This is a genomic window from Hymenobacter sp., from assembly GCF_035709525.1.
Lineage (GTDB): Bacteria > Bacteroidota > Bacteroidia > Cytophagales > Hymenobacteraceae > Hymenobacter.
On sequence record NZ_DASTEP010000010.1, the window covers coordinates 1 to 19,747 of the forward strand.

At 64.1% G+C, this 19,747-nt stretch carries 17 protein-coding genes; 6 read left to right on the forward strand and 11 right to left on the reverse strand.

Translation table 11 applies throughout. The features are described from left to right. Positions 1-1,479 (reverse strand): TolC family protein (locus tag VFO93_RS00720; RefSeq protein ID WP_325132381.1); only part of this gene is annotated, 1,479 nt, incomplete at its 3' end. Between the two features lie 135 nt (positions 1,480-1,614). Further along, complete coding sequence (sdaAB, locus tag VFO93_RS00725; protein ID WP_325132382.1) at positions 1,615-2,292, reverse strand: L-serine ammonia-lyase, iron-sulfur-dependent subunit beta; 678 nt, start codon at positions 2,290-2,292, stop codon at positions 1,615-1,617. Positions 2,293-2,479: 187 nt separating this feature from the next. Here sdaAB and VFO93_RS00730 point away from each other — a divergent pair, with 187 nt between their 5' ends. After that, positions 2,480-3,472: a tryptophan 2,3-dioxygenase family protein gene (locus VFO93_RS00730; protein ID WP_325132383.1), complete on the forward strand. Its 993-nt coding sequence runs from the start codon at positions 2,480-2,482 to the stop codon at positions 3,470-3,472. 200 nt (positions 3,473-3,672) lie between these two features. On the opposite strand, the gene VFO93_RS00735 is transcribed toward VFO93_RS00730, so the two are convergent. From VFO93_RS00735 to lpxK, 9 genes are all read right to left on the reverse strand, one after another. Further along, positions 3,673-4,557, reverse strand: a complete 885-nt coding sequence (locus VFO93_RS00735) for an SDR family oxidoreductase (protein ID WP_325132384.1) — start codon at positions 4,555-4,557, stop codon at positions 3,673-3,675. Between the two features lie 182 nt (positions 4,558-4,739). After that, on the reverse strand, positions 4,740-6,044 hold the full coding sequence (locus VFO93_RS00740) for a family 1 glycosylhydrolase (RefSeq protein WP_325132385.1): 1,305 nt from the start codon (positions 6,042-6,044) through the stop codon (positions 4,740-4,742). A 211-nt stretch (positions 6,045-6,255) separates the two neighbouring features. After that, entirely contained in the window at positions 6,256-6,957 is a 702-nt protein-coding gene (locus VFO93_RS00745) for a DUF421 domain-containing protein (RefSeq protein ID WP_325132386.1), read from the reverse strand. 193 nt (positions 6,958-7,150) lie between these two features. After that, positions 7,151-7,867 (reverse strand): DUF421 domain-containing protein, encoded by a 717-nt coding sequence (locus VFO93_RS00750; protein ID WP_325132387.1) that lies wholly within the window; start codon positions 7,865-7,867, stop codon positions 7,151-7,153. A 275-nt stretch (positions 7,868-8,142) separates the two neighbouring features. Then, positions 8,143-9,369, reverse strand: a complete 1,227-nt coding sequence (locus VFO93_RS00755; protein ID WP_325132388.1) for an alanine dehydrogenase — start codon at positions 9,367-9,369, stop codon at positions 8,143-8,145. Positions 9,370-9,452: 83 nt separating this feature from the next. Beyond that, on the reverse strand, positions 9,453-9,884 hold the full coding sequence (gene tsaE, locus VFO93_RS00760; protein WP_325132389.1) for a tRNA (adenosine(37)-N6)-threonylcarbamoyltransferase complex ATPase subunit type 1 TsaE: 432 nt from the start codon (positions 9,882-9,884) through the stop codon (positions 9,453-9,455). Positions 9,885-10,004: 120 nt separating this feature from the next. Beyond that, positions 10,005-10,607, reverse strand: a complete 603-nt coding sequence (locus VFO93_RS00765) for a tRNA-(ms[2]io[6]A)-hydroxylase (RefSeq protein WP_325132390.1) — start codon at positions 10,605-10,607, stop codon at positions 10,005-10,007. A gap of 49 nt (positions 10,608-10,656) precedes the next feature. Next, the gene (locus VFO93_RS00770) at positions 10,657-12,621 is read right to left on the reverse strand and encodes a putative porin (RefSeq protein WP_325132391.1); all 1,965 of its coding nucleotides are present in this window, start codon (positions 12,619-12,621) and stop codon (positions 10,657-10,659) included. A gap of 56 nt (positions 12,622-12,677) precedes the next feature. Beyond that, positions 12,678-13,772, reverse strand: a complete 1,095-nt coding sequence (gene lpxK, locus VFO93_RS00775) for a tetraacyldisaccharide 4'-kinase (protein WP_325132392.1) — start codon at positions 13,770-13,772, stop codon at positions 12,678-12,680. A 68-nt stretch (positions 13,773-13,840) separates the two neighbouring features. On the opposite strand from lpxK, the gene VFO93_RS00780 reads away from it, so the two are divergent. The 5 genes from VFO93_RS00780 to VFO93_RS00800 all read left to right on the forward strand — a co-directional run bounded on the left by VFO93_RS00780 (position 13,841) and on the right by VFO93_RS00800 (position 19,738). Continuing rightward, entirely contained in the window at positions 13,841-14,527 is a 687-nt protein-coding gene (locus VFO93_RS00780) for a uracil-DNA glycosylase family protein (protein WP_325132393.1), read from the forward strand. A 418-nt stretch (positions 14,528-14,945) separates the two neighbouring features. Next, positions 14,946-16,067, forward strand: a complete 1,122-nt coding sequence (locus tag VFO93_RS00785; protein WP_325132394.1) for a Nif3-like dinuclear metal center hexameric protein — start codon at positions 14,946-14,948, stop codon at positions 16,065-16,067. Next, positions 16,057-16,827, forward strand: a complete 771-nt coding sequence (locus VFO93_RS00790) for a zinc ribbon domain-containing protein (protein ID WP_325132395.1) — start codon at positions 16,057-16,059, stop codon at positions 16,825-16,827. Before VFO93_RS00785 ends, VFO93_RS00790 begins: the two co-directional genes overlap by 11 nt. Positions 16,828-16,967: 140 nt before the next feature. Beyond that, positions 16,968-18,449: a hypothetical protein gene (locus tag VFO93_RS00795; RefSeq protein ID WP_325132396.1), complete on the forward strand. Its 1,482-nt coding sequence runs from the start codon at positions 16,968-16,970 to the stop codon at positions 18,447-18,449. A 5-nt stretch (positions 18,450-18,454) separates the two neighbouring features. Beyond that, positions 18,455-19,738, forward strand: a complete 1,284-nt coding sequence (locus VFO93_RS00800) for an anthranilate synthase component I family protein (protein ID WP_325132397.1) — start codon at positions 18,455-18,457, stop codon at positions 19,736-19,738. Positions 19,739-19,747 lie beyond the last annotated feature (9 nt).

Below are 19,747 nucleotides of genomic sequence, written 5' to 3' on the forward strand. Positions count from 1 at the left end.
CTGGATGCGGTTGGAAACGGCGAAGTTGAGGTTGTTTTTGGAGATATTGAACTCAGTGCCGCTGAGCAGCCCGTTGTTGAAGCGGATTTCCGAGTTGCGCTGCGTGAGCGTGAGGGCCTCGACCTGGCGGCTGGCGGCGGCGTACTGGCGCTGGGCGGCGCGGGCGTCGGCGTAGGCCTGCTCGATGCTCTGGCGCAAGGTGAGGCGGGCCTGCTCGGCGCGCACGCTTTGCGCCTGCTCGTTGATGATGGCGCGCTGCACGGCCGTGCGTACCTGCAAGCCATTGAGAATGGGAATGCTAAGCCCGAACTGAATCGACTTACCGTAGTTGTTGCTCAGCTGGTCGAAAAAGCGCACCGGCAGCGCGTCATACGTGGGCTGGCCGGGCAGCTGCACGGTGAAGCCCGTAGTACCCGGCACGGGATTGCCATTGGCATCCAATACGTTGAGCGGGAAGCTGGACCCGCTCGACGTACCCGTGAGCACCCGCGACACAGCCGACGACGAATAGCCCGTAAACAGCGAGCCCGTGAGGGCAAAGCGCGGGTAGTAGCCGCCGCGCGCGATGTCGAGGCTGCGCCGGGCGCTGACTACGCGCAGCTCGGCCGCCTTGATTTCGGGCAGGCGGGCGGCGGCGTCCTGGTACGTCTGGTTGAGGTCGATAACGTAGGGCGCTTCCTCGTCGGGGTCGGGCAGATTGGGCACTTCCACCTCGAAGCCCTGGGCCGTGGCCGGGTCGATGTTCAGCAGTTGCAGCAGCGCCAGCCGGGCCAAATCGGCCTGATTTTGGGCCGTTATCACATTCAGCTCGTCGGTGGCGAGCTGGCTCTGGCTGTCGAGCAGCGTGCTTTCGGGGATGCTGCCGGCTTTCAGCAGCAGCTTGGTGCGCGCTATTTGCTCCTGGTCGCTGGCCACGCGCGTCTGGTTGGCGCGTACCAGCTCTTGGGCCAGCACCAGCTGCAAGAATTGCCCGGCTACGTTGAGGCTCAAATCGTTGCGCGCCTTTTCGATGTCGGCTATGCTGGCCTGGTAGTCGAGCTCGTTGCGCTTGATGGTATTGCGCAGCTGAAAGCCTTGAAACAGAATCACCTGCGAGGCCGCCGAGAAGTTGTTGGCCCGCACCGTCTGGCTTTGAAACTCAAACGTAAGCGGGTTGACGCTAGTGCCAAACTGCCAGTTTTGGGAGGCGTTGGCGTTGGCGGTGGGCAGCAGGGCGGCCTTGCTTTGGCGTAGCAACTGGGCGTTGCTCTGGGCTTGCAGCTGGCTGAGGCGCACGTTCAGGTTGTGCTCCAAGGCGTAGTCCACGGCCCGCTGGAGGCTCCAGGGGCCGGTGGCAGCGGCAGCCGGCGTGCCCAGCGCCGCGCCGGGCGCGGTGGCCGGGCGGGCGGGCTGCGGGGCCGTTTGGGCCGCGAGCGGCTGGGCGGCCAGCAGCGCGGCCAGCCCCAGGGCGGCGGGTAGGCAGGTAGTTTTTGCAGTCATGCGGAAAGGAAAGGTGGGCACAAAAATGAGAAGCAACGCGGATACCCCAACGCGCCCGGCCACCCAATATTTTTGGGGCGGGCGGCCCCGGCCGCGTGCATCGCACGCCGGGGCCGGGCATTACACGCCGGCGCGCTACTCCAGCGTCGGGATGTAGGTGAGGCGGTGTACCCAGCGCAGCTGCCGCAGGTAAGCCAGCGTGATGTCACTGATGGGGCTGTCGATTTCGATAAACTGGCGGGCGGCCTCGTTTTTGCCCTTGCGCGACACAAACATGGTGGCGATGTTGCAGTCGTCGTGGGCAATGACGGAGGCGATAAAGGCAATGGAGCCCGGCACGTCGTCGGCATCAATAATAAGCGTGTGCAGGCTGCCCGAAAAGTCGCAGCCGAAGCCATCGACCTCCACGATGCGAATGACGCCGCCGCCCCGGCTCTGGCCCACCACCTCCACGCGGTGCCCGTCGGGGCCAGTCAGGTTGAGCTTTATCGTATTAGGGTGCAACGTCGAGGCGTTGCCCACGCTCTGGAAGGTGTAGCGAAACCCGGCTTCGGCGGCGTGGTCGAAGGCCGTGCGAATGCGCTCATCGTCAGTGGCGTATCCCAGCAGCCCGGCCACAATGGCGCGGTCCGAGCCGTGGCCCTCGTAGGTGCGGGCAAACGAGTTGTAGAACGTGATGACGGCCTCGGTGGGCAGCGCGCCCAAAATGCGGATGGCCGCCCGCGCAATGCGCACCACGCCGGCCGTGTGCGACGAGCTCGGGCCTATCATCACCGGCCCTATCATATCAAAAATGCTGGATTTCTCGGCCACCTTTGGAGTTAAGAGTTAAGAGTTCTGAGTTTTGAGTTGAAATAAACTGGGCTTGAATTGCTTGCCGCAAACTCAAAACTCAGAACTCATCACTCAAAACTCATTCAAAAGTAGGGCGCGCCGCCCGTCCGGCGCGGGAGGGCGGGCCGGCGGGCCGATATTTGCGGCGGCCACCCTCCTACTGCTTATGTCTGATTCTACTACGCCGCATCCCGCTTCCGAAGAATTTTCGCCCGCCGTGCTGGCGCAGCTGCGGCGCTTGCAGGCGCGCTACGCCGCCGATGGCCAGGATTTGGCCGGCTACCTCGAAGGGCTCTACCACGCCGACTACATCAACTACTGGGACTACATCGAACTCGATACGCTGCTGAGCCTGCAACGCCCGCTCACGAAGTTTCCGGACGAGGAAATCTTCATCATCTACCACCAAATCACGGAGTTGTACTTCAAGCTCTGTTTGCGCGAGTACGAGCAGCTGGGCGAATTACAAGCGCCCACGCTGGCCGACGTGCTGCTGCGCCTGGGCCGCGTGAACCGCTACTTCGAGGCGCTGATAACGTCGTTCGACGTGATGGTGGACGGCATGGACAAGCAGCAGTTTCTGCAATTCAGGATGAGTTTGATGCCCGCCTCGGGCTTTCAGAGCGTGCAGTACCGCTTTATCGAAATCGCCAGCACGGCCCTCGAAAACCTGGTGCCCGAAGAAAAGCGCCGCCTGCTCGGCGACGCGCCCACCCACGAGGAATTTATGGGCTGCATCTACTGGCAGGCCGGCGCTACGGTGGAAGAAACCGGGGCCAAAGCGCTGACCTTGACTGAATTTGAGCGCAAGTACACCGGCCAGCTGGTGGCCCACGCCCGCCACTTCCAGCACCGCAACGCCTGGGCCGTGGTGCAGCGCCTGCCCGAGGCCGACCGCCGGCACCCGCGCCTGCTGCGCGCCCTCAAGCAGCTCGACGTGAATGTGAATGTGAACTGGCCGCTGATGCACTACAAGTCGGCCGTGCGCTACCTCCAGCGCGACCCCAGCGACGTGCCCGCCACCGGCGGCACCAACTGGCGCAAGTACCTGCCTCCCAAGTTTCAGCGCCGCATTTTCTACCCGCAGCTGTGGACCGCGCAGGAACTCGAAGAATGGGGCAAGGGCTGGGTGGAAAAAATAATGGAAGAGGTAGGCTAAGCCGCGCTGGCGCGCTGGCGGCAGTCTTAGCCGCGCAGCGGCGCGACTGCCAGCCACCAAAACGAGGGCAGTCTCCAGACTGCCGGAATAGTGCGCCTTCACAAGCGTCTAATCCGGTAGTCTGGAGACTGCCCTCGTTTGGCGGCCAGCAGTTACGCGCTGCGCGCTAAACTGCGGCCAGCGGCGGCAGTTTAGCAGTTTTACTCTACCAAAATCGCCGTTTCGCTTTCGGCTTGCAGCAGCCGCTCGTCTTCCAAATGCCGGCGCAGGCCGCTTTCCACGCTCGGCAAAATGGCCCCGTGCGCGCTGCCTAACACGCTGTAGCGCGGGCGCTCGGCGGCCCAGCCGAAGCTGGCGGCCGGGCGCGGCACCACGCCGGCCTCGTCGAGGCCGGCCAGGCGCAATGCCAGGCGGGCCAGCTCGGCCCAGGTGTAGGTGCCCTGGTTGGCGAGGTGCCAGAGGCCGTGCGCGCCGTCGAGCAGCAAGTCGAGGCTGGTATTGACGAGGTCAGGCACGTAGGTGGGCGAGATAAGCAGGTCGTCGGCCGCCTCAAACAGCTCGCCCCGGCGGGCGGCGGCGAGGGCGTGGTGCACGAAATTGTGCTCGTCCCAGGCGCTGAAAAAGGCGCTGGTGCGCACTACCAGCGCGGTGGGCAGGCAGGCCAGCACGGCCTGCTCGGCCAGCAGCTTGCTGCGGCCATATACATTGAGCGGCGCGGCCACGGCATCTTCCTGGTAAGGCGCGTGGTGGCTGCCCTCAAATACCAGGTCCGATGAGAAGGTGAGCAGTTGCAGGCGCTGGGCAGCGCAGGCCTCGGCCAGCAGGCGCGGGCCGGTGGTATTTTCGCGGTAGCAGCGCTCCTGGTCGGTTTCGGCGTCGTCGACGCGCACGTAGCCGGCCGCGTTAACCACGGCCCAGGGCTGGTGCAGGTCGAGCGCCGCCCGCACGGAAGTTGCGTCGGCAATATCGAGCGCGGCGCGGTCGAGCACTACCGCGTGCAGCCCGCGAATGTGGCACACCTTCGCAAAGGCCCGGCCCAGCGTGCCGGTAGCGCCCGTAATCAGTAGGGGTTGCGTAATTGGCATGGTATAAAGGGGAAGGAATAAGTAAGTAGCTGATTTTTTGACTGCTAACTACTCATCATGCTGAGCGCAGCGGAGTGTAGTCGGAGCATCTCTTTCGCAGAGTAATTCCTACCGTTAGCAACGAAGCGGTAGAGATGCTCCGCTCGGTCTGACGGACAGCCAGTTAGCAAGCAGCAGTAATCCTAGGCCGCCTCGGCGGGCCAGTAAAACCGCAGGTCGCGCTGCCACCAGCCAGGGCCGGCCAGCACGGGGTGGGCGTAGTGCCCCTTCTGGATGAGGCTGCGCACCATGTGGTGCAGGGCCGTGGGCCGGGGCTCGCCGCCGCGCACGTCGAACACGCCCGGCTCGTAATGGCCCACGTCCTGCGTCAGCAGGCTGTCCCAGTCGAAGGCCCCCAGCAGCGACCACACCGTGAGGCCGCGCAGCGCCACGCCCTCGGCCCGCAGGCGGTTGGCGGCCGCCCAGGTTTGGTGCAGCCAGCGCAGCTGCTCTTCGCGGGTGCAGCCCAGGTGCGCCTCCGTAATGGCCAGCGGAATATCGTAGCGCGCCCAGGTTTCGCGCAGCAGGTTTTCGAGGCCCTTGACTTCTACGCCGGCCACGCGCACGGCTTCGGTATCGATGTAGGCCTCGTGGCACTGCCCGCTGATGGCGGGCAGGCCCGGGTACAGCTCCACGCGCTCGTCGAGGTGGCGCTCACTGGTTACGTAGTTGTTGATGCCCAGCACGTCGGGCGGCAGCGGCTGGTCGATAAAGTCCTGCAATTCGGCTTCGGCAATGCCGTTGCCCCGCAGGTAGCCCCAGAGCGGATGCGCGGGCGTCACGCGCCCGCCCAAGAGGTCGAAGGTCAGCCAGCGGCGGTGGTTTTCAAACTCGACCTGCGCGCTCATGCCCGGCGTGCCGTGGGCCTGGCCCAGGTCTTCGGTTTGCACCAGCTGGGCCTCGGGGTTTACTTCCCGGATGGCCAGCATGGCCAGCTTGGTGGCTTGCAATTGATTGAGCAGCAACCGCACAAACGTGCGGTCGTCGTGCCCGTGCGGGTACCAGAAGCCGTAGAGGCCGCTGAAGCGCGCCGTGGTCAGCGGCTCGTTTACGGGGGTGTAGTACTTGACCCAGGGGTAGCGCTCGGCCACCAGCCGGGCGTAGCGGGCCAGGCCGGGGGCAAAGGTGGGCTGGTCGAGGGCGGTGTAGCGCGGGCCGCTGCCGTGGTGCACCAGCCCCACGATGGGCTCGATTTCGAGCGCGCGCAGGCGGGCCAGGCGCTCATCGGGCCAGGTCCAGTCGGGGTGGTCGAGGCTATCGGGAGCCACGGTTTCCCACAGCACGGGGTAGCGCAGGGTGCGCAGGCCAAGGTCGGCAAAGCGGTCGAGGTCGCTGAGGCGGGTGCGGTGGCCGTTGCGCGCCAGCTGGTCGGAGTAGGCGTCGCCTACGCGGCGGCAGGTGCACTCCACGCCCCCCCATATTTCTACGTTCGTGGCTAGTTGGTTCATTCAGTTGGGCTTTCGTGGCACAGGCGGGCCCCGGCCGGGGCCCGGTATCAGCGGGCTTGCGCCCCTGATTATTACTAGGTGTACTACGCCCTTAATCAATGGGTTACGGCTTAGGCTGGTTCCGCGCCGGCCTGTTTCCAGCTAAGCCCCGCCGTTCGGGCTGCCTATCTGGCCCACCCTCAGCAGCGCTACTGCCACGGGGCGGCGGCCGCTATTTTATGGCTTCTACCGCGGGTTTCCACTCGTGGGCGCCGCAATGCGGGCAGTTTTGGGTGGGGGCGGGCGCGGCGTCTACTACCTGGCCGCAGGCCTGGCAGGCCAGCTTGCCCGCCACTACGGGCTGCACGTTGCAGAAGTCCTCGTCCCAGTGCGGCACGATGGACAGGCCCGGCCGGGGCTCGTCTTCCTCTACCAGGCTAAAGGTGCCGTTGGCTTCCATGTATAGGCGGCGCACCTGGCCCAGGTGCTCGAGGCTATCGCCGCGCAGCTGGGCAAACAGCCGCTCGCGCGAGAGCACTACCCGCTCCATCACGGGCAGTTGCAGCACGCCGTCTTTCACTACCGTCGTCACGTTGCCTTGCAGCAGCTGCTCCACGGCGGGGCGGCGGGCGGCCCAGCGCGTCACGAAGCGGTGCAGCACCACCACGGTGGCCACGATGGCCACGGGCGCGAGCAGGCCGCGGTCGGGCGAGAGCAGCGGAATACCGATGCTGACGGCCATCGACACCAGGCCGGCCAGCTCGGTACGGCTGATTTGGCCGGCCTGGCGCTTGCCCATCAGGCGCAGGCCCGTGAGCAGCAGCAGGTACATGGCCACCAGGCGCAGGGCGCATTCGAGCAAAAAGCTCCAGGGCACTTCGCCCATCAGTATGCGCAGGTAATCAGTTAGCTGGGGAGGGGGCGGCGGGGGCATAAGGCAATTGTTTTAAAGCTTGAAAATAAGGGTCGTACCCAGTCAGCGGCCAGCCCGTGAGGCACGGCCGCCGCTCAGCTGGCTTCCTACTCTTGAAAGAAGCCGGCACCGTAAGTTTTCTTTTGTAAAAAGCGCACCAAGGCGCTTGGCCAGCCGGGCCTCTGCTGGCTTCGGGGGCAACAGCTGCGGGCGCCTACTCCTCGCCCTCTTTCCCGGTTTTCACCAGCGAGGCGGGCACCCAGTTCTGGCTTTCGCAGCGCAGGCAGCGGCCGCCCGCGTGGTCGGTGGGGGCGGCTACCTGGCCGCAGGTGGCGCACACCTGCTTGTGCTGGGCGGGGCCGCTGATAGCGGCGGGCGGCGCATCTTCGCGCGGCAGCACGCTCAGGCCGGGCTGGGGCTCGGGCAGCTTGTAGAGGCTGAGGCGGCCGTTGGCTTCAAAATACACCCGGCGCAGCTCGCCGAGCTGGGCGATGTTCTGGTTGCGCAGCTGGCCAAAAAGCTGCTCCTGCGAGAGGCCCTGCCGCTGCATGGCGGGCAGGTCGAGCAGGCCATCGCGCACCAGCACCGCCGCGTCGCCCTGTTGCACCAGCTCCATGGGGCGCGATTTGTAGGCCAGCCAGTTGGTGAAGCGGTGCATAAAGAGCAGCGCCACCAGCACCACAAAGCTGGGCAGCAGCCCGGCCGTGGGTATCTGCATGGGGCCGGCTATCACGGCGCCCAGCGTCAGCACCACGGCCAGCTCGGTCACCGACATCTGGCCTTTCATGCGGCGGCCCATCAGGCGCATTATCAGCAGCATAAACGTGAAAATGAGCAAGGCGCGCACCGCCGTTTCGCCCACGAAGGAGGGCGGCGCCTCCCCAAACAACCAGCGCTGCCAATCGCCGAAGATGATATCTTCCTTTTTCATATAAGCCCTTGAATCAGTGATAGTGACTGCAAACATGAACGGCCGGGCCAGCCTCAGGTTGTGGTTAATGACGATTAAATTGCCGCCAACATAGCAGCATCCCTATTAAAAATCAAGCTATTAGCCCCGCCGTTCGGGCGCGCTACCGGCTGCGCACAATGCGGTAAGGCACCAAAAGCCCCGGTGGGAGTTTGTTGCACTAGCGCAACAGACTCCCATCGGGGCCTTCGAATTCTCTTATTCACCGAGGCTCGCGCCGCCTGCTTCTACCTACCTCAATTCCGCACCGCAATCAGCAGTCCCAGCTCCTTGTAGCGCATGTTGAACTTCTTGGCAATGGCCGCATTCGTGAGCGAGCCCTTGTAGATGTACACGCCCGAGCGGAAGTGCTCGTTGGTGAAAAGCGCCTCGTTGATACCGCCTTGCTGGCTGATTTCCTGCAAGATGGGCGTGAAGATGTTGCTCAGCGCGTTGGTGGCGGTGCGGGGCACCCGCGAGGCAATGTTGGGCACGCAGTAGTGCACCACGTCGTACTTGCGGAAGACCGGCTTGCTGTGGCTGGTGAGCTCGCTCGTCTCGAAGCAGCCGCCCTGGTCGATGCTGATGTCGATGATGATGGAGCCGGGCGCCATGCTGGCCACCATGTTTTCGGGCACCATGAAGGGGATGCGCCCCTCCTCCACCGTGAGCGCGCCGATGACCACGTCGGCCCGCCGAATCTGCTGGCCCAGGGCGAAGGTGTCGAGGGTACTGGTGTAGAGCTGGGTACCCAGGTTGTGCTTGAGGCGGCGCAGCTTATAGAGGTGGTTGTCAAACACCTTAACCTCAGCCCCCAGCCCGATGGCGGCGCGGGCCGCGTACTCGGCCACCGTGCCCGCCCCCAGAATAACGACCTGCGAAGGCGGCACGCCCGTGATGCCGCCTAAGATGATGCCCTTGCCCTCGTTGGAGCGGGCCAGGTACTCGGCGGCCACCAGCATCACGGTCGAGCCCGCGATTTCGCTCATGGCGCGCACCACCGGCCGCGCCCCGCTGGGGTCTTTTATCAGCTCAAAGCCGATGGCGTTGACCTTTTTGCGGGCCAGGGCATTGATGAACTCGGGCGTCATGGTGCCCATTTGCAGGGCCGAAATCAGCGTTTGGCCGGGGCGCATGAGCTCGATTTCGTCGAGCGTGGGCGGGGCTACTTTCAGAATGATGTCGGCCTTGTAGACCTCCTCGGTCGAGTAGGCGATGGTAGCGCCCGCCTCCGAGTAGTCGTGGTCGGCGTACTTGCTGGGCTCGCCGGCCCCGCTTTCGAGCATCACCTCATGGCCCTCGTTTACGAGGTGCAGCACGGCTTCGGGCGTGAGGCCCAGGCGGTTTTCCTGGAGCAGCGACTCCTTGGGCAGGCCGATGAAGAGCTTGCGCTTGCGCGTTTCCACGGCCAGCATCGACTCCTGGGTGAAGTAAGCGCGGCTGGTGGCCAGCGCGCCAAAGCCGGGGGGTAGCTGTTCGGCCATATCTTTTCTAATGCGCAATTAACAATGAACCATGAGCAGTTGGTGGTCTTGCCTCATCATTGTTGATTGCTCACTGCTCATTGTTAATTACTAATTGACAACTCTCTGGTTTGCGGGCCGGTTACGGTCAGGTTGACTTGCAAATGGGCGGCGGGCAATAAGCCCGCCACGCGGGCAGGCCACTCTACCAAGCAAAGATACCCCGAATCGAAGTACTCGGCCGCGCCCAGCCGGGCGGCTTCTTCTTCAGAATCGACCCGGTAAAAGTCAAAATGGTACACCGGCCGCCCGCGCCCGTCGCGGTACTCGTTCACCAGCGCGAAGGTCGGGCTGCTCACGTCGTCGGCCACGCCCAGCACCGCGCCCAGCGCGCGGATAAGGGTAGTTTTGCCCGCGCCCATTTCGCCCTCGAAGGCCACCACCGAGTGGCCGCTTTCGGCAATGGCGGTGGCGAGCGCGGCGGCGGCGGCGGGCAGGGCGGCGAGGTTAGGAATTTCTAGTTTAGTAGCGGACATCTTGAAAATCGTTGGTCATGCTGAGCACAGCGAAGCATCTCGCGTGGCGCAGTAATCAATACGCAAAGGGTTACTGCGCCACGCGAGATGCTTCGCTGCGCTCAGCATGACAGCTAGGTCCTAGTGCATCCGGTCGTTGCGCACGGGCAGGCTCGTCACGATTTCACCCTCAATTTTGAGTAGTTCCTGCAAGCGGGCATCGACCTCCACCGGGTCGCAGTATTCCTTGGCCAGGTCCACGTAGCTCACGAAGTGGCCGGCCTCGCTGGCCATGAGCTCGTAGTAAAACTGGCTGAGCTCGGGGTCGCGGTCCTGCAAATGCAGCCACAGCAGCTTGAAGCGCTCGCAGCTGCGTGCCTCGATGAGCGACGACACCAGGAGCTGGTCCATGAGCTGGCGCTCGCGGGGGCCGCCCTTGCGCACGTGCGCCATCAGCTGCACCACGTACTCGTCGCGCCGGGGGCGGCCCAGCGGCAGCCCTCGCTTTCTCAGCTCTTTTACTACCCGGTCGAAGTGCTCCCACTCCTCGGCCACGAGGGCGGTGAGCTCGTCAACCAGGCGCTCCTTTTCGGGGTAGTGCACGATGAGCGAGATGCCGGTGCTGGCCGCCTTCTGCTCGCAGTAGGCGTGGTCAACCAGGATTTCTTCGAGGTTTTTGCTGGCCAGGTCCGCCCAGCGCGGGTCGGAGTTGAGCTTGAGCTTGAGGATAGTTTTTTCTTTCATATTCAACTGACAAAGCCGGGTAGCAACCACTTGCGCCCCTAACAAGGCGCTACGAGAAAAAGCGCCAACGCACGCCAAACTGCAAGCGGCGCGGGTAGCCGGTGTAGAACGGGGTAGTAAAGTAGCCGCCCGGGTCGAGGCCCTGGTTGAGGTAAGCTATTTTTACGAAGATGGTGGCGGCCTTGATATCGGCCGTCAGGAAGGCGCTGGCCACCGCGTAGTCGCGAATGGTGAAGTAGTCCTGCACGAAAAACTGCTGGGTGCTCGGGCTGTAAGCGTAGCCCCGGTAGCGGGTCTGGTAGTACACCTCGGCCCCCACTTGCCCCAGCAGCGCCTTTTTGAACACGTAGGTTTGGTAATACACCCGCGACTGCGCCACGAGCGCCGGAATGCGAATGGCCTCGTTGGTGCTGTCGGCCCCCACGGTATAGGTAGCCTGGTTGTCGAAAAACACCTTGCCCACCCGGAAGCGGTGCCGCGCAAAGCCAATGAACAGCTGCTTGGTACCCGAAAGCTGCGCCGGCCCGTCCAACTTATTCAGAAAGGGTAAATGATTGTAGTATAGCAGGTTGGTAAGGTAGGCGGCCGTGGCGCTAGCTTCCAGCGTGTGGTCGGCCAGGAAAGGCAAGCGCTGCTGCAAGCGCACCGCCAGTTGGTTGGCCAGGGTGTTGGAGAACTTGTTTTGCGTGTAGTCCCACTGCTCGTGATTGCCCACGAAGTGCTGCTGCGTGAGGTCGGGCGCTACCGACGAGGTGAGCACCTCGGCCGAGAGCGGCCCCGTGCGGATGCGCCCGCGCAGCCAGTACTCGCCCAGCAGGTTGTAGCCCAGGGGCTTGTACTCGCCGGCCACCTCCACCGCGTAGATGGTGCGGTAGTTGAAGGCCGCGTTGCCCCCGAAAAACACCTGGTTGTAGTTTTCGCTTAGCGGGCCCAGCGGCTGGCTGGCCGGCGCGCCGGCCGTGCCGGTGGGCGTAGGCTCTTCGCGCAGCGCGGCAATGCGGCTGCGGGCGTACAAGTTGTACTCGATGCGGTCGGTGCGCCCGAGCAGGCCCACGGTATTTTCCACCTGCCGGTACGTCACGCGGTCGGCCGTGAGGGCGAGGTTGCGCAGCGTGGCCGGGTAAAAAGCCCGGTCGGGCACGCCGGCCGCGTTGCTGCGGGCCAGGTCGTCGGTGTAGCCGTTGTACTGCCGCCGCGCGTCGAAAATGTGGTAGGCCGTGACGCCGCGCCCCAGCAGCCGGTACGAGTGAAACAGCCGCAGCTCGTCGCGGTCGTCGATGTTGACGGCGTAGCTCAGGTTGACCTGCTGGCGGTCGTAGTTAAATAAATCACTGGCGTATAGCTCAGTAGTTAGCGGCCGGATGCCGCCCTGCTCCACCGCCCGGTGGCGGGTGTTCACGAGGCTCACCAGCAGGTGGTAGCGCTCGTCGTCGGTTTGGTAGCGGGCAAAAAAGGTAGCCGCGTTGTGCTCGACCAGCCCCTCGCTGGTAGTAGTGCCCAGTATTTTGTTAGACGCGATGCGCTCGTAGCTGGCCCCGATGCTAAAGTTTTTCTTGAGCGAGCGGCTATAGCTGATTTCGAACACCTGCTCGCCCACCGAGCTCTGGATGTAGCGCACGAAGGAGTAGGGCGAGCGGCTGTCGTAGAACGGCACCCGGCTGCCCTCGCGCGCATAGCGGTCGAAAACATTGCGCCCCAGGCGCGCGCCCAGCGCCAGGTTGGGGCAGTAGAGCAGCGGCCGCGCGGCCGTGCCCACCGCACCCAAATCCTGGTGAAACGTGCTGTCGTGGTACCAAAACCGTGACTGCGACCAGCGCACCAGCGAGGTATCGATGACCGCACCGCGCGTAGAATCGAGCTGCAAATCAGCTTCGTAGATGACACGGGTGGTTTTGGGGCCGTAGAGCACCTTGGTCGAGTCGTCGACAATCTGGGCGCGGCTGAGGCGCGGCCCGGCCAGCATTCCCAACCCTAACAAAAACCAGCGGCCAGCGACCTTTTTCGTAACAAACATGCGGGGTAGCAACACTTCGATAGAAACCGCCGCCCGCCTGGGGCGCCGGCCTGAACTTATAAAATTACCGGGCGGGCGGCACCCGGCCCCGGCAGCAGCTGGCGTAGCTGCGCCGCGCCGGTGCCCAGCAACGCCACGCGCACCGGAATCGTGTACACGGGCAGGCCCGCCAGGGCGTCGGCCAGGGCCGGGGCCAGCAGGCGAGTAGCGTCCTTTTCGGTGGTAAAAATAGGCTGCCCAGCTTGCCAGCGCGCCCGCACCGCCGCCAGGTCGGCCGGCGAAAAGGCGTGGTGGTCGGGAAAAACCACCTCCGCCGCCAGTTGAAACCCGGCTGCCAGAAAGTGTTCGCGCAGCGGCCCCGGCTGCGCGATGCCCGTGAGCAGCAGCGCCGACTGGCCGGCTTGGGGCGGACTGGCGGCCACCGCGACGGCCGTGAGCGGCCGGGGCGCGGCGTAGTCGTAGGCCGAAAATAAAACGGGCACTTCGGGCCGGGCGTAGCGCCGCACCTGGGCCGTAACCTGGGCCTGTTCCTCGGGCGATAAGTCGGGCGGGCACTTCGTAACGATAACGACATCGGCGCGGGCTGCCCCGGCGCGGGTTTCGCGCAGGCGGCCGGCGGGCAGCACGTGGTCGTGGTAGAAGGGCCGCGCCAGCTCGGTGAGCAGGATGTTGAGCGCCGGGCGCACGCGGCGGTGCTGGTAGGCATCGTCGAGCACTACGGTCGTGAGCTCGGGGTGGTACTGGTGCAAAAGGTCAAGGCCGAGTTGGCGGTTTTCGGCCACGGCCACGGGCACGCCCAAGTCGGCAAACTGCTGGTAGTACTGCCACGGCTCGTCGCCCACGGTAGCGGCCGAGTCGGTGGGCGCGGCCAGGCGCGGGCCTTGGGTCTGGCGGCCGTAGCCCCGGCTCAGGATGGCTGGCCGCTGGCCCTGGCGCAGCAGCTCTTCGACTACCCAGGCTACGTGGGGCGTCTTGCCGGTGCCGCCCACCCGCAGGTTGCCCACCCCGATGAGCGGCACCCAGCCGGGCGCGGATTTTTTCCAGCCGTGGTCGTAGAGCCAGTTGCGCACCGCCAGCACGGCCGCATAGAGCCAGGCGAGCGGTAGTAGTAAAATGGTACCTAAGTCTTTGCTTTTGGTGCTTGGGCGCATGAAGCACAAAGGTCAGCCATTTTCGGCCTTCCTGCGTACCCATGCCCCACGTTACCTTCCAAACTATAATGCCTTATTTCGCCACCCGCCTGCTGCATTTACTCCGTGATTTCCCGCTGCCCGCCGCCCCGCTGCCGGGTGCGGTCGAGGTTCGCAGCTCGTTTCAAGACCCAGCCGTGGCCGCCATTCTCACGGCGTTTGCCCAGAAGTACTACCGGGGCACGGCTCCCAGGGTGGGCATCTTCGGCATCAACCCCGGCCGCTTTGGCGGCGGGCGCACCGGCGTAGCGTTCACCGACCCGGTGGCGCTGACCGACATCTGCGGCATCGGCCACAGCCTGCCCAAGCAGCGCCGCGAGCTGTCGAGCGAGTTCGTGTACCAGTTCATTGCCGAGCTCGGCGGCCCCGTGCCATTCTACGAGCACTTTTTCCTAAGCTCGGTGTACCCGCTGGAGCTCACGCACGGCGGCAAAAACTACAACTACTACGATGCCCCGGCTATCATCAAAGCCCTGTGGCCCGACATGCGCCTCTCCCTCACCCAGCAGGCCGAGCAGCTAAATCTGCGCCGCGACGTGGCCGTGAGCCTGGGCCGCCGCAACGGCGAATTCCTGCGCCGGCTCAACGATGAGCTGGGCCTCTTCGACCGCATCGAAGTCCTTGACCACCCGCGCTTTCTGATGCAGTACCGCCGCCGCTTTATGACCGAAAACGTGGCGCACTACGTGGAGGTGCTGGGCGGGCTGCTGCCCTAGCCGCTCGGCGTAGCGCCTGTTACCTTTGCCCGCAACTCGCGTTTGGTACATCCCCCAGCCAACGGCTACTCTGAAAAAGAGAAGCCCCGGCTGTTGGTAGCAGCCAGGGCTTCGAGAAGTGTGGGGGTTTTCGCAGAACCCTTTACTTCATTCGAGAAAATGGAAAGTAAAAAGGCGAAGCAGGAGTTTGACTTTAAAGTCCGGCTCCGGATGCCCCCTGAGCTAGTTAAGTGGCTCATCGGGGCTATCTTAATGGGCGGCGGCGCGCTTACTGCTGCTACTCATTGGAGTAACTAGGTTGCAAAGGCCGTGCCGCGAGGTGCGGCCTTTGTTTCTGAGGCAAATGTACGTAACCCGCAGAATAAAGTGTTTAAAATACACAGTTTATTCTGGCTATATACTCTAACTCTATTTCCCCGTGCCCACCGTTCAAGACCTAGCGCGCCTGCTCGAAGCCGCCGCGCCCCTCGCCTACCAGGAAAGCTACGACAACGCCGGCCTGCAATGCGGCCTGCCGAGCGCCGACATCACGGGCGTGCTGCTGGCCCTCGACTGCACGCCCGCCGTGGTGGCCGAGGCCGTGCGGCGCGGCTGCAACGTGGTGCTGTGCCACCACCCGGTTATCTTCCGGCCGCTCAAGCGCCTCACCGGCAAGGGCTTGGTCGAGCAAACCATCATGGCCGCCCTCAAGGCCGACGTGGCCATCTACGCCGCCCACACCAACCTCGACCACGTGCGCCAGGGCGTAAACGCCAAGCTGGCCGAGAAGCTGGGGCTGATGAACCTGCGCATTCTGGCCCCCAAAACCGGCACCCTGGGCCGCCTCAGCACCTACGTACCAAACCGGCCCGAAGACCAGGCCAATAACTTGGCTAACCGCGTGTTACACGCCTTATACTGTGCGGGGGCCGGCCAGATTGGCAACTATTCGGGTTGCAGTTTCCAAACGCCCGGCACCGGCACCTTTACGGCGCTGCCAGGAGCTCAGCCCGCTATTGGCGACGATTATAGCCCTCAGACCGTGGCCGAAATCAAGCTCGAAGTACTGCTGCCGCTGCACCGCCAGGAGGCCGTGCTAGCGGCCCTGCGCCAGGCGCACCCCTACGAGGAAGTGGCCTACGAACTCGTAAAGCTCGAAAACCAGCACCAAGACGTGGGCGCGGGCATGGTGGGCGAGCTGCCCGAGGCGCTGCGCCCGGCCGATTTTCGCGCCCTGCTCAAGCAGGCGCTGGGCGTGCCGGTAGTGAAGCACACGGCCTTTGACCAAGACATCAAAAAAGTGGCGCTGTGCGGCGGCGCGGGCAGTTTCTTGACCGGCGCGGCGGTGGGCAGCGGGGCCGACGCTTACGTAACCGGCGACGTGAAATACCACGAGTTTTTCGCGCCCGAGGGCCGGCTCATGCTCTGCGACGTGGGCCATTTTGAGAGCGAGCAGTACACCGGTGAAATCTTCCGCGATTTGCTGCTGGCGGCGTTCGGTCGTACTTTTGCGGTCTTATTCGCTGAAACTCCCACGAATCCCGTTCAATATGACTGCTAACTCCGCCGCCGTGGTTAACCCGGCCGATGCGCCCGTTTCCGCCAAGCTCGAAGCGCTGCTCAACCTGCAACGCATTGATTCGCAGCTCGATGAGATTCGGCGCGTGCGCGGCGACCTGCCCGAGGAAGTCCGCGACCTGGAAGACGAGATTGCCGGCTACGAAGCCCGCGTAAAGCGCTTCGACGACGAAATCAGCGGCCTCAACGACCAGATTAAGCAGCGCAAAGCCGCCACCAAAGAGGCCGAAGGCCTCATCAAGCGCTACGAAGAGCAGCAAACCAACGTGCGCAACAACCGTGAGTACGAGGCCATTGCCAAAGAAGTAGAGCTCCAGCGCCTGGAAATTCAGATTTCCGACAAGAAAATCAAAGAAGCTCAGTATCATATTGAGCAGAAAAACACCGAGGCCAACGTGACGCGCCAGCGCCTCGACGAGCGCCGCAAGGACCTCGACACCAAGAAAAGCGAGCTCGACACCATCGTGGCCGAAAACGAGGCCGAAGAGAAAACCCTCGTGGCCGAGCGCGAAACTGCCACTCAGCCCGTAGAGCCCCGCCTGCTGACGGCCTACGACCGCATCCGCGGCAACATGCGCAACCGCCTCGCCGTGGTGCTCGTGCGCCGCGACGCCTGCGGCGGCTGCTTCAACACGGTGCCCCCGCAGCGCCAGGCCGACATCATCTCGCACAAGAAAATCATCGTGTGCGAGCACTGCGGCCGCATCCTGGCCGACGTGGAAGGCAAGGCCGTAGCTGCTTAGTAATTTGGCTTTTGCCTAAGAAAAAGGAACGGCTGCGGTCGTTCCTTTTTTTATTTTCGGCTATGTTTTTCACCGCGGAGGGACGCAGAAGAAATCGCAGAAGGACGCAGAAGGCCATCGGAGCTTCTGCGCTCCTCTGCGTGCTCTTCTGCGCCCCTCTGCGGTCAAATTCCTACCAAAGCCTACCACCCGCCGAACCAGAAACCAGAGACCAAAAACTAGAAACCCTCTCTCCCACCGCCCGCCGCGCCTACGCCGAACTGCTGAAGCTGAAAGTCAGCACCTGCCGCCAACTACTTGCCAGCGAGCCCACTACCGCGCCCGGCACGCTGCTGGTGGCCGACTGCGCCGACTTCGTAGAGCTCATCGTGAGCCAGGACGCCAGCCGCTACGACGCCACCCTGGCCGCCCACGACGCCCGGCTGGCCGCGCTCGAAAAGCAACCCGCCAGCGCCCTGCGCAACTACGCCCAGGCCGAAATCAGCCTGCACCAGGCGCTGGCCCAAATCGGCTTTCACCACGAGGTGCGCGGCGCCTGGAACCTGCGCCGCACCGCCGGGCTGATGCAGGCCGTGGCCACGCGCTACCCGGCGTTTGTACCGGCCCGCAAGACGCTGGGCTTGTGCCAGTTCGGCGTCGGCTCGCTGCCCGAGGGCTACCACTGGTTTTTGCGGCTGCTGGGGCTGCGCGGCAGCGTGGAGGAAGGCCTGCGCAACCTGGGGCAGGCTGCTACGCAGCCAAATGATTTTCAGACCGAAAGCCAGATTTTGCTGGCGCTTATTCGGGAGTCGTATTATAAGCAGGGCACCGAAAGCCTGGCGCTAGCCAACCGCCTGGCCCGCGAACAGCCCGACAACTTACTTTTCAGCTACTTGGTCGTCAGCCTCAACAAGCGCCAGCACCACGGCGACGAGGCACTGGCTGCCTACCGCGCCCGGCCCACCGGGCCAGCGTACTACCCGCTCGGCTTTGTGCATCACCTGGCCGGCGACTTGCTATTGTATAAGGGTGAGTACGCCGCCTCGCTGGCCGAGAACCAGCAGTTTTTGCGCGAGTATCGGGGCGACTACTACCGCAAGGACGCGGCCTTTAAGCTCTACCTGGCTGCCTGGCTGGGTGGCGCACCGGCCGCCACCTGCGAGCGCTACCGCCAGCAAATCAATCTGGCCGGTCCGCTTACCATTGAGGAAGACATCTACGCCCAGCGCTTTTACCACGATGCGCAGCCGCTCAATGCCATCCTCACCCGCGCCCGCCTGCAAACCGATGGCGGCTACTACGTGCAGGCGCTGAGCACCTTGCAGCAGTTTCGGCCCAGCGCCGCCACGCCCGTGCGCGACCAGCTCGAAGCGCCCTACCGCCGCGCCCGCGTGTGGCAGGGCCTCGGCCGGCTCGACTCGGCCCGCGCCGACTACCTACGCACGCTGCGCCGCTCGGCGGCCCTCGGCGAGCCCGCGTACTACTTTGCGCCGCAGGCGGCCTTGCAGCTCGGCTACCTGGCCCAGGCGGCCGGGCAGCGGGCGGCGGCCAAGGCGTATTTTGAGCGGGCCGTGGCGTATCCTAAACACGAGTATAAAAACAGCACCGACCAAAAAGCCAAGCTGGCTCTGCGCCAGTTGTAGCTTCCATGCTTCGCATTCCGCTTTCCGACCTTCCCGCCGATTTTTGCGCCCGCGCCTTGCAGTGGGCGGCGCAGTTTCCGCACTGTGCTTATTATGAGCACAATGATTTACAAAAATCAGCCCCTGGCACCTTTAGCCGGCTGCTGGCCGTGGCCTCAGCCACGCCGGCAGCGCCGGCTTCGCTGGCCGAGTTGGCTGCCTACCTTGATGCTGAGCCAGGGCAGCCGGGGCCATACTGCGGCTTTGTGACGTATGATGTTAAGAATGAGATTGAGGCGCTGCACAGCCGCAATTTTGCGGGCCTGGCCTGGCCGGCGCTGCATTTCTTTCAGCCCGAAACCTGGCTGCACTGGCAGGCCGATGCCGTAGTGCTACACGGCCGCCCGGCCGGCGTGCTGGCGGCTATTCTGGCCACCGAGGTGCCCACTGCCGCCCTGGCAGCCGTGCCGCCGCTGCAAGCCCGCATGCCGCGCGCCGACTACCTGGCAGCCGTAGAGGCCGTGCGCGAGGACATTTTAAATGGCGAAGTATACGAGTTGAACCTGTGCCAGGAGTTCTACGCCGAAAACGTAGCGCTCGACCCGGTAGCCGCCTTTCGGCAGCTCAACGCGGCCTCGCCCGCGCCCTACGCGGGCTTTTTGCGCCACCACGACCACTACCTGCTGTGCGCCTCGCCCGAGCAGTTTATCGCTGGCCGGCAACAGCTTATCACGTCGCAGCCCATTAAAGGCACGCGGCGGCGCGGCCCTACCCCGGCCGAAGACGAGCAGCAGCGCCTGGCCTTGCTGCACGACGAAAAAGAGCGCGCCGAAAACCTGATGATAGTGGACCTCGTGCGCAACGACCTCGCCCGCGTGGCCCAGCCGGGCACCGTGCGCGTGCCCGAGCTGTTTGGCACCTACGGCTTTCGGCACGTGTGGCAGCTGATTTCGACCGTGGCGGCCGAGCTACGGCCGGGCGTAAGCCTACCCGACATCCTACGCGCCACCTTCCCGATGGGCTCCATGACGGGCGCACCTAAAATCCGCGCCATGCAGCTCATCGAGCAGTACGAGCGCAGCCGGCGCGGCCTCTACAGCGGCAGCTTCGGCTTTGCCTGGCCCGATGGCGACTTTGAGTTTAACGTCGTGATTCGCAGCCTTCAATACCGCGCCGATACCGGTTACCTCAGCCTGCAAGTGGGCTCGGCCATCACCTACGACTCGGTGCCCGAGCACGAATATCAGGAGTGTTTGTTGAAAGCGCAGGGCGTACTGCAAGCGCTTTCGACCAGTATCAATGAGCAATGAGCAATTATC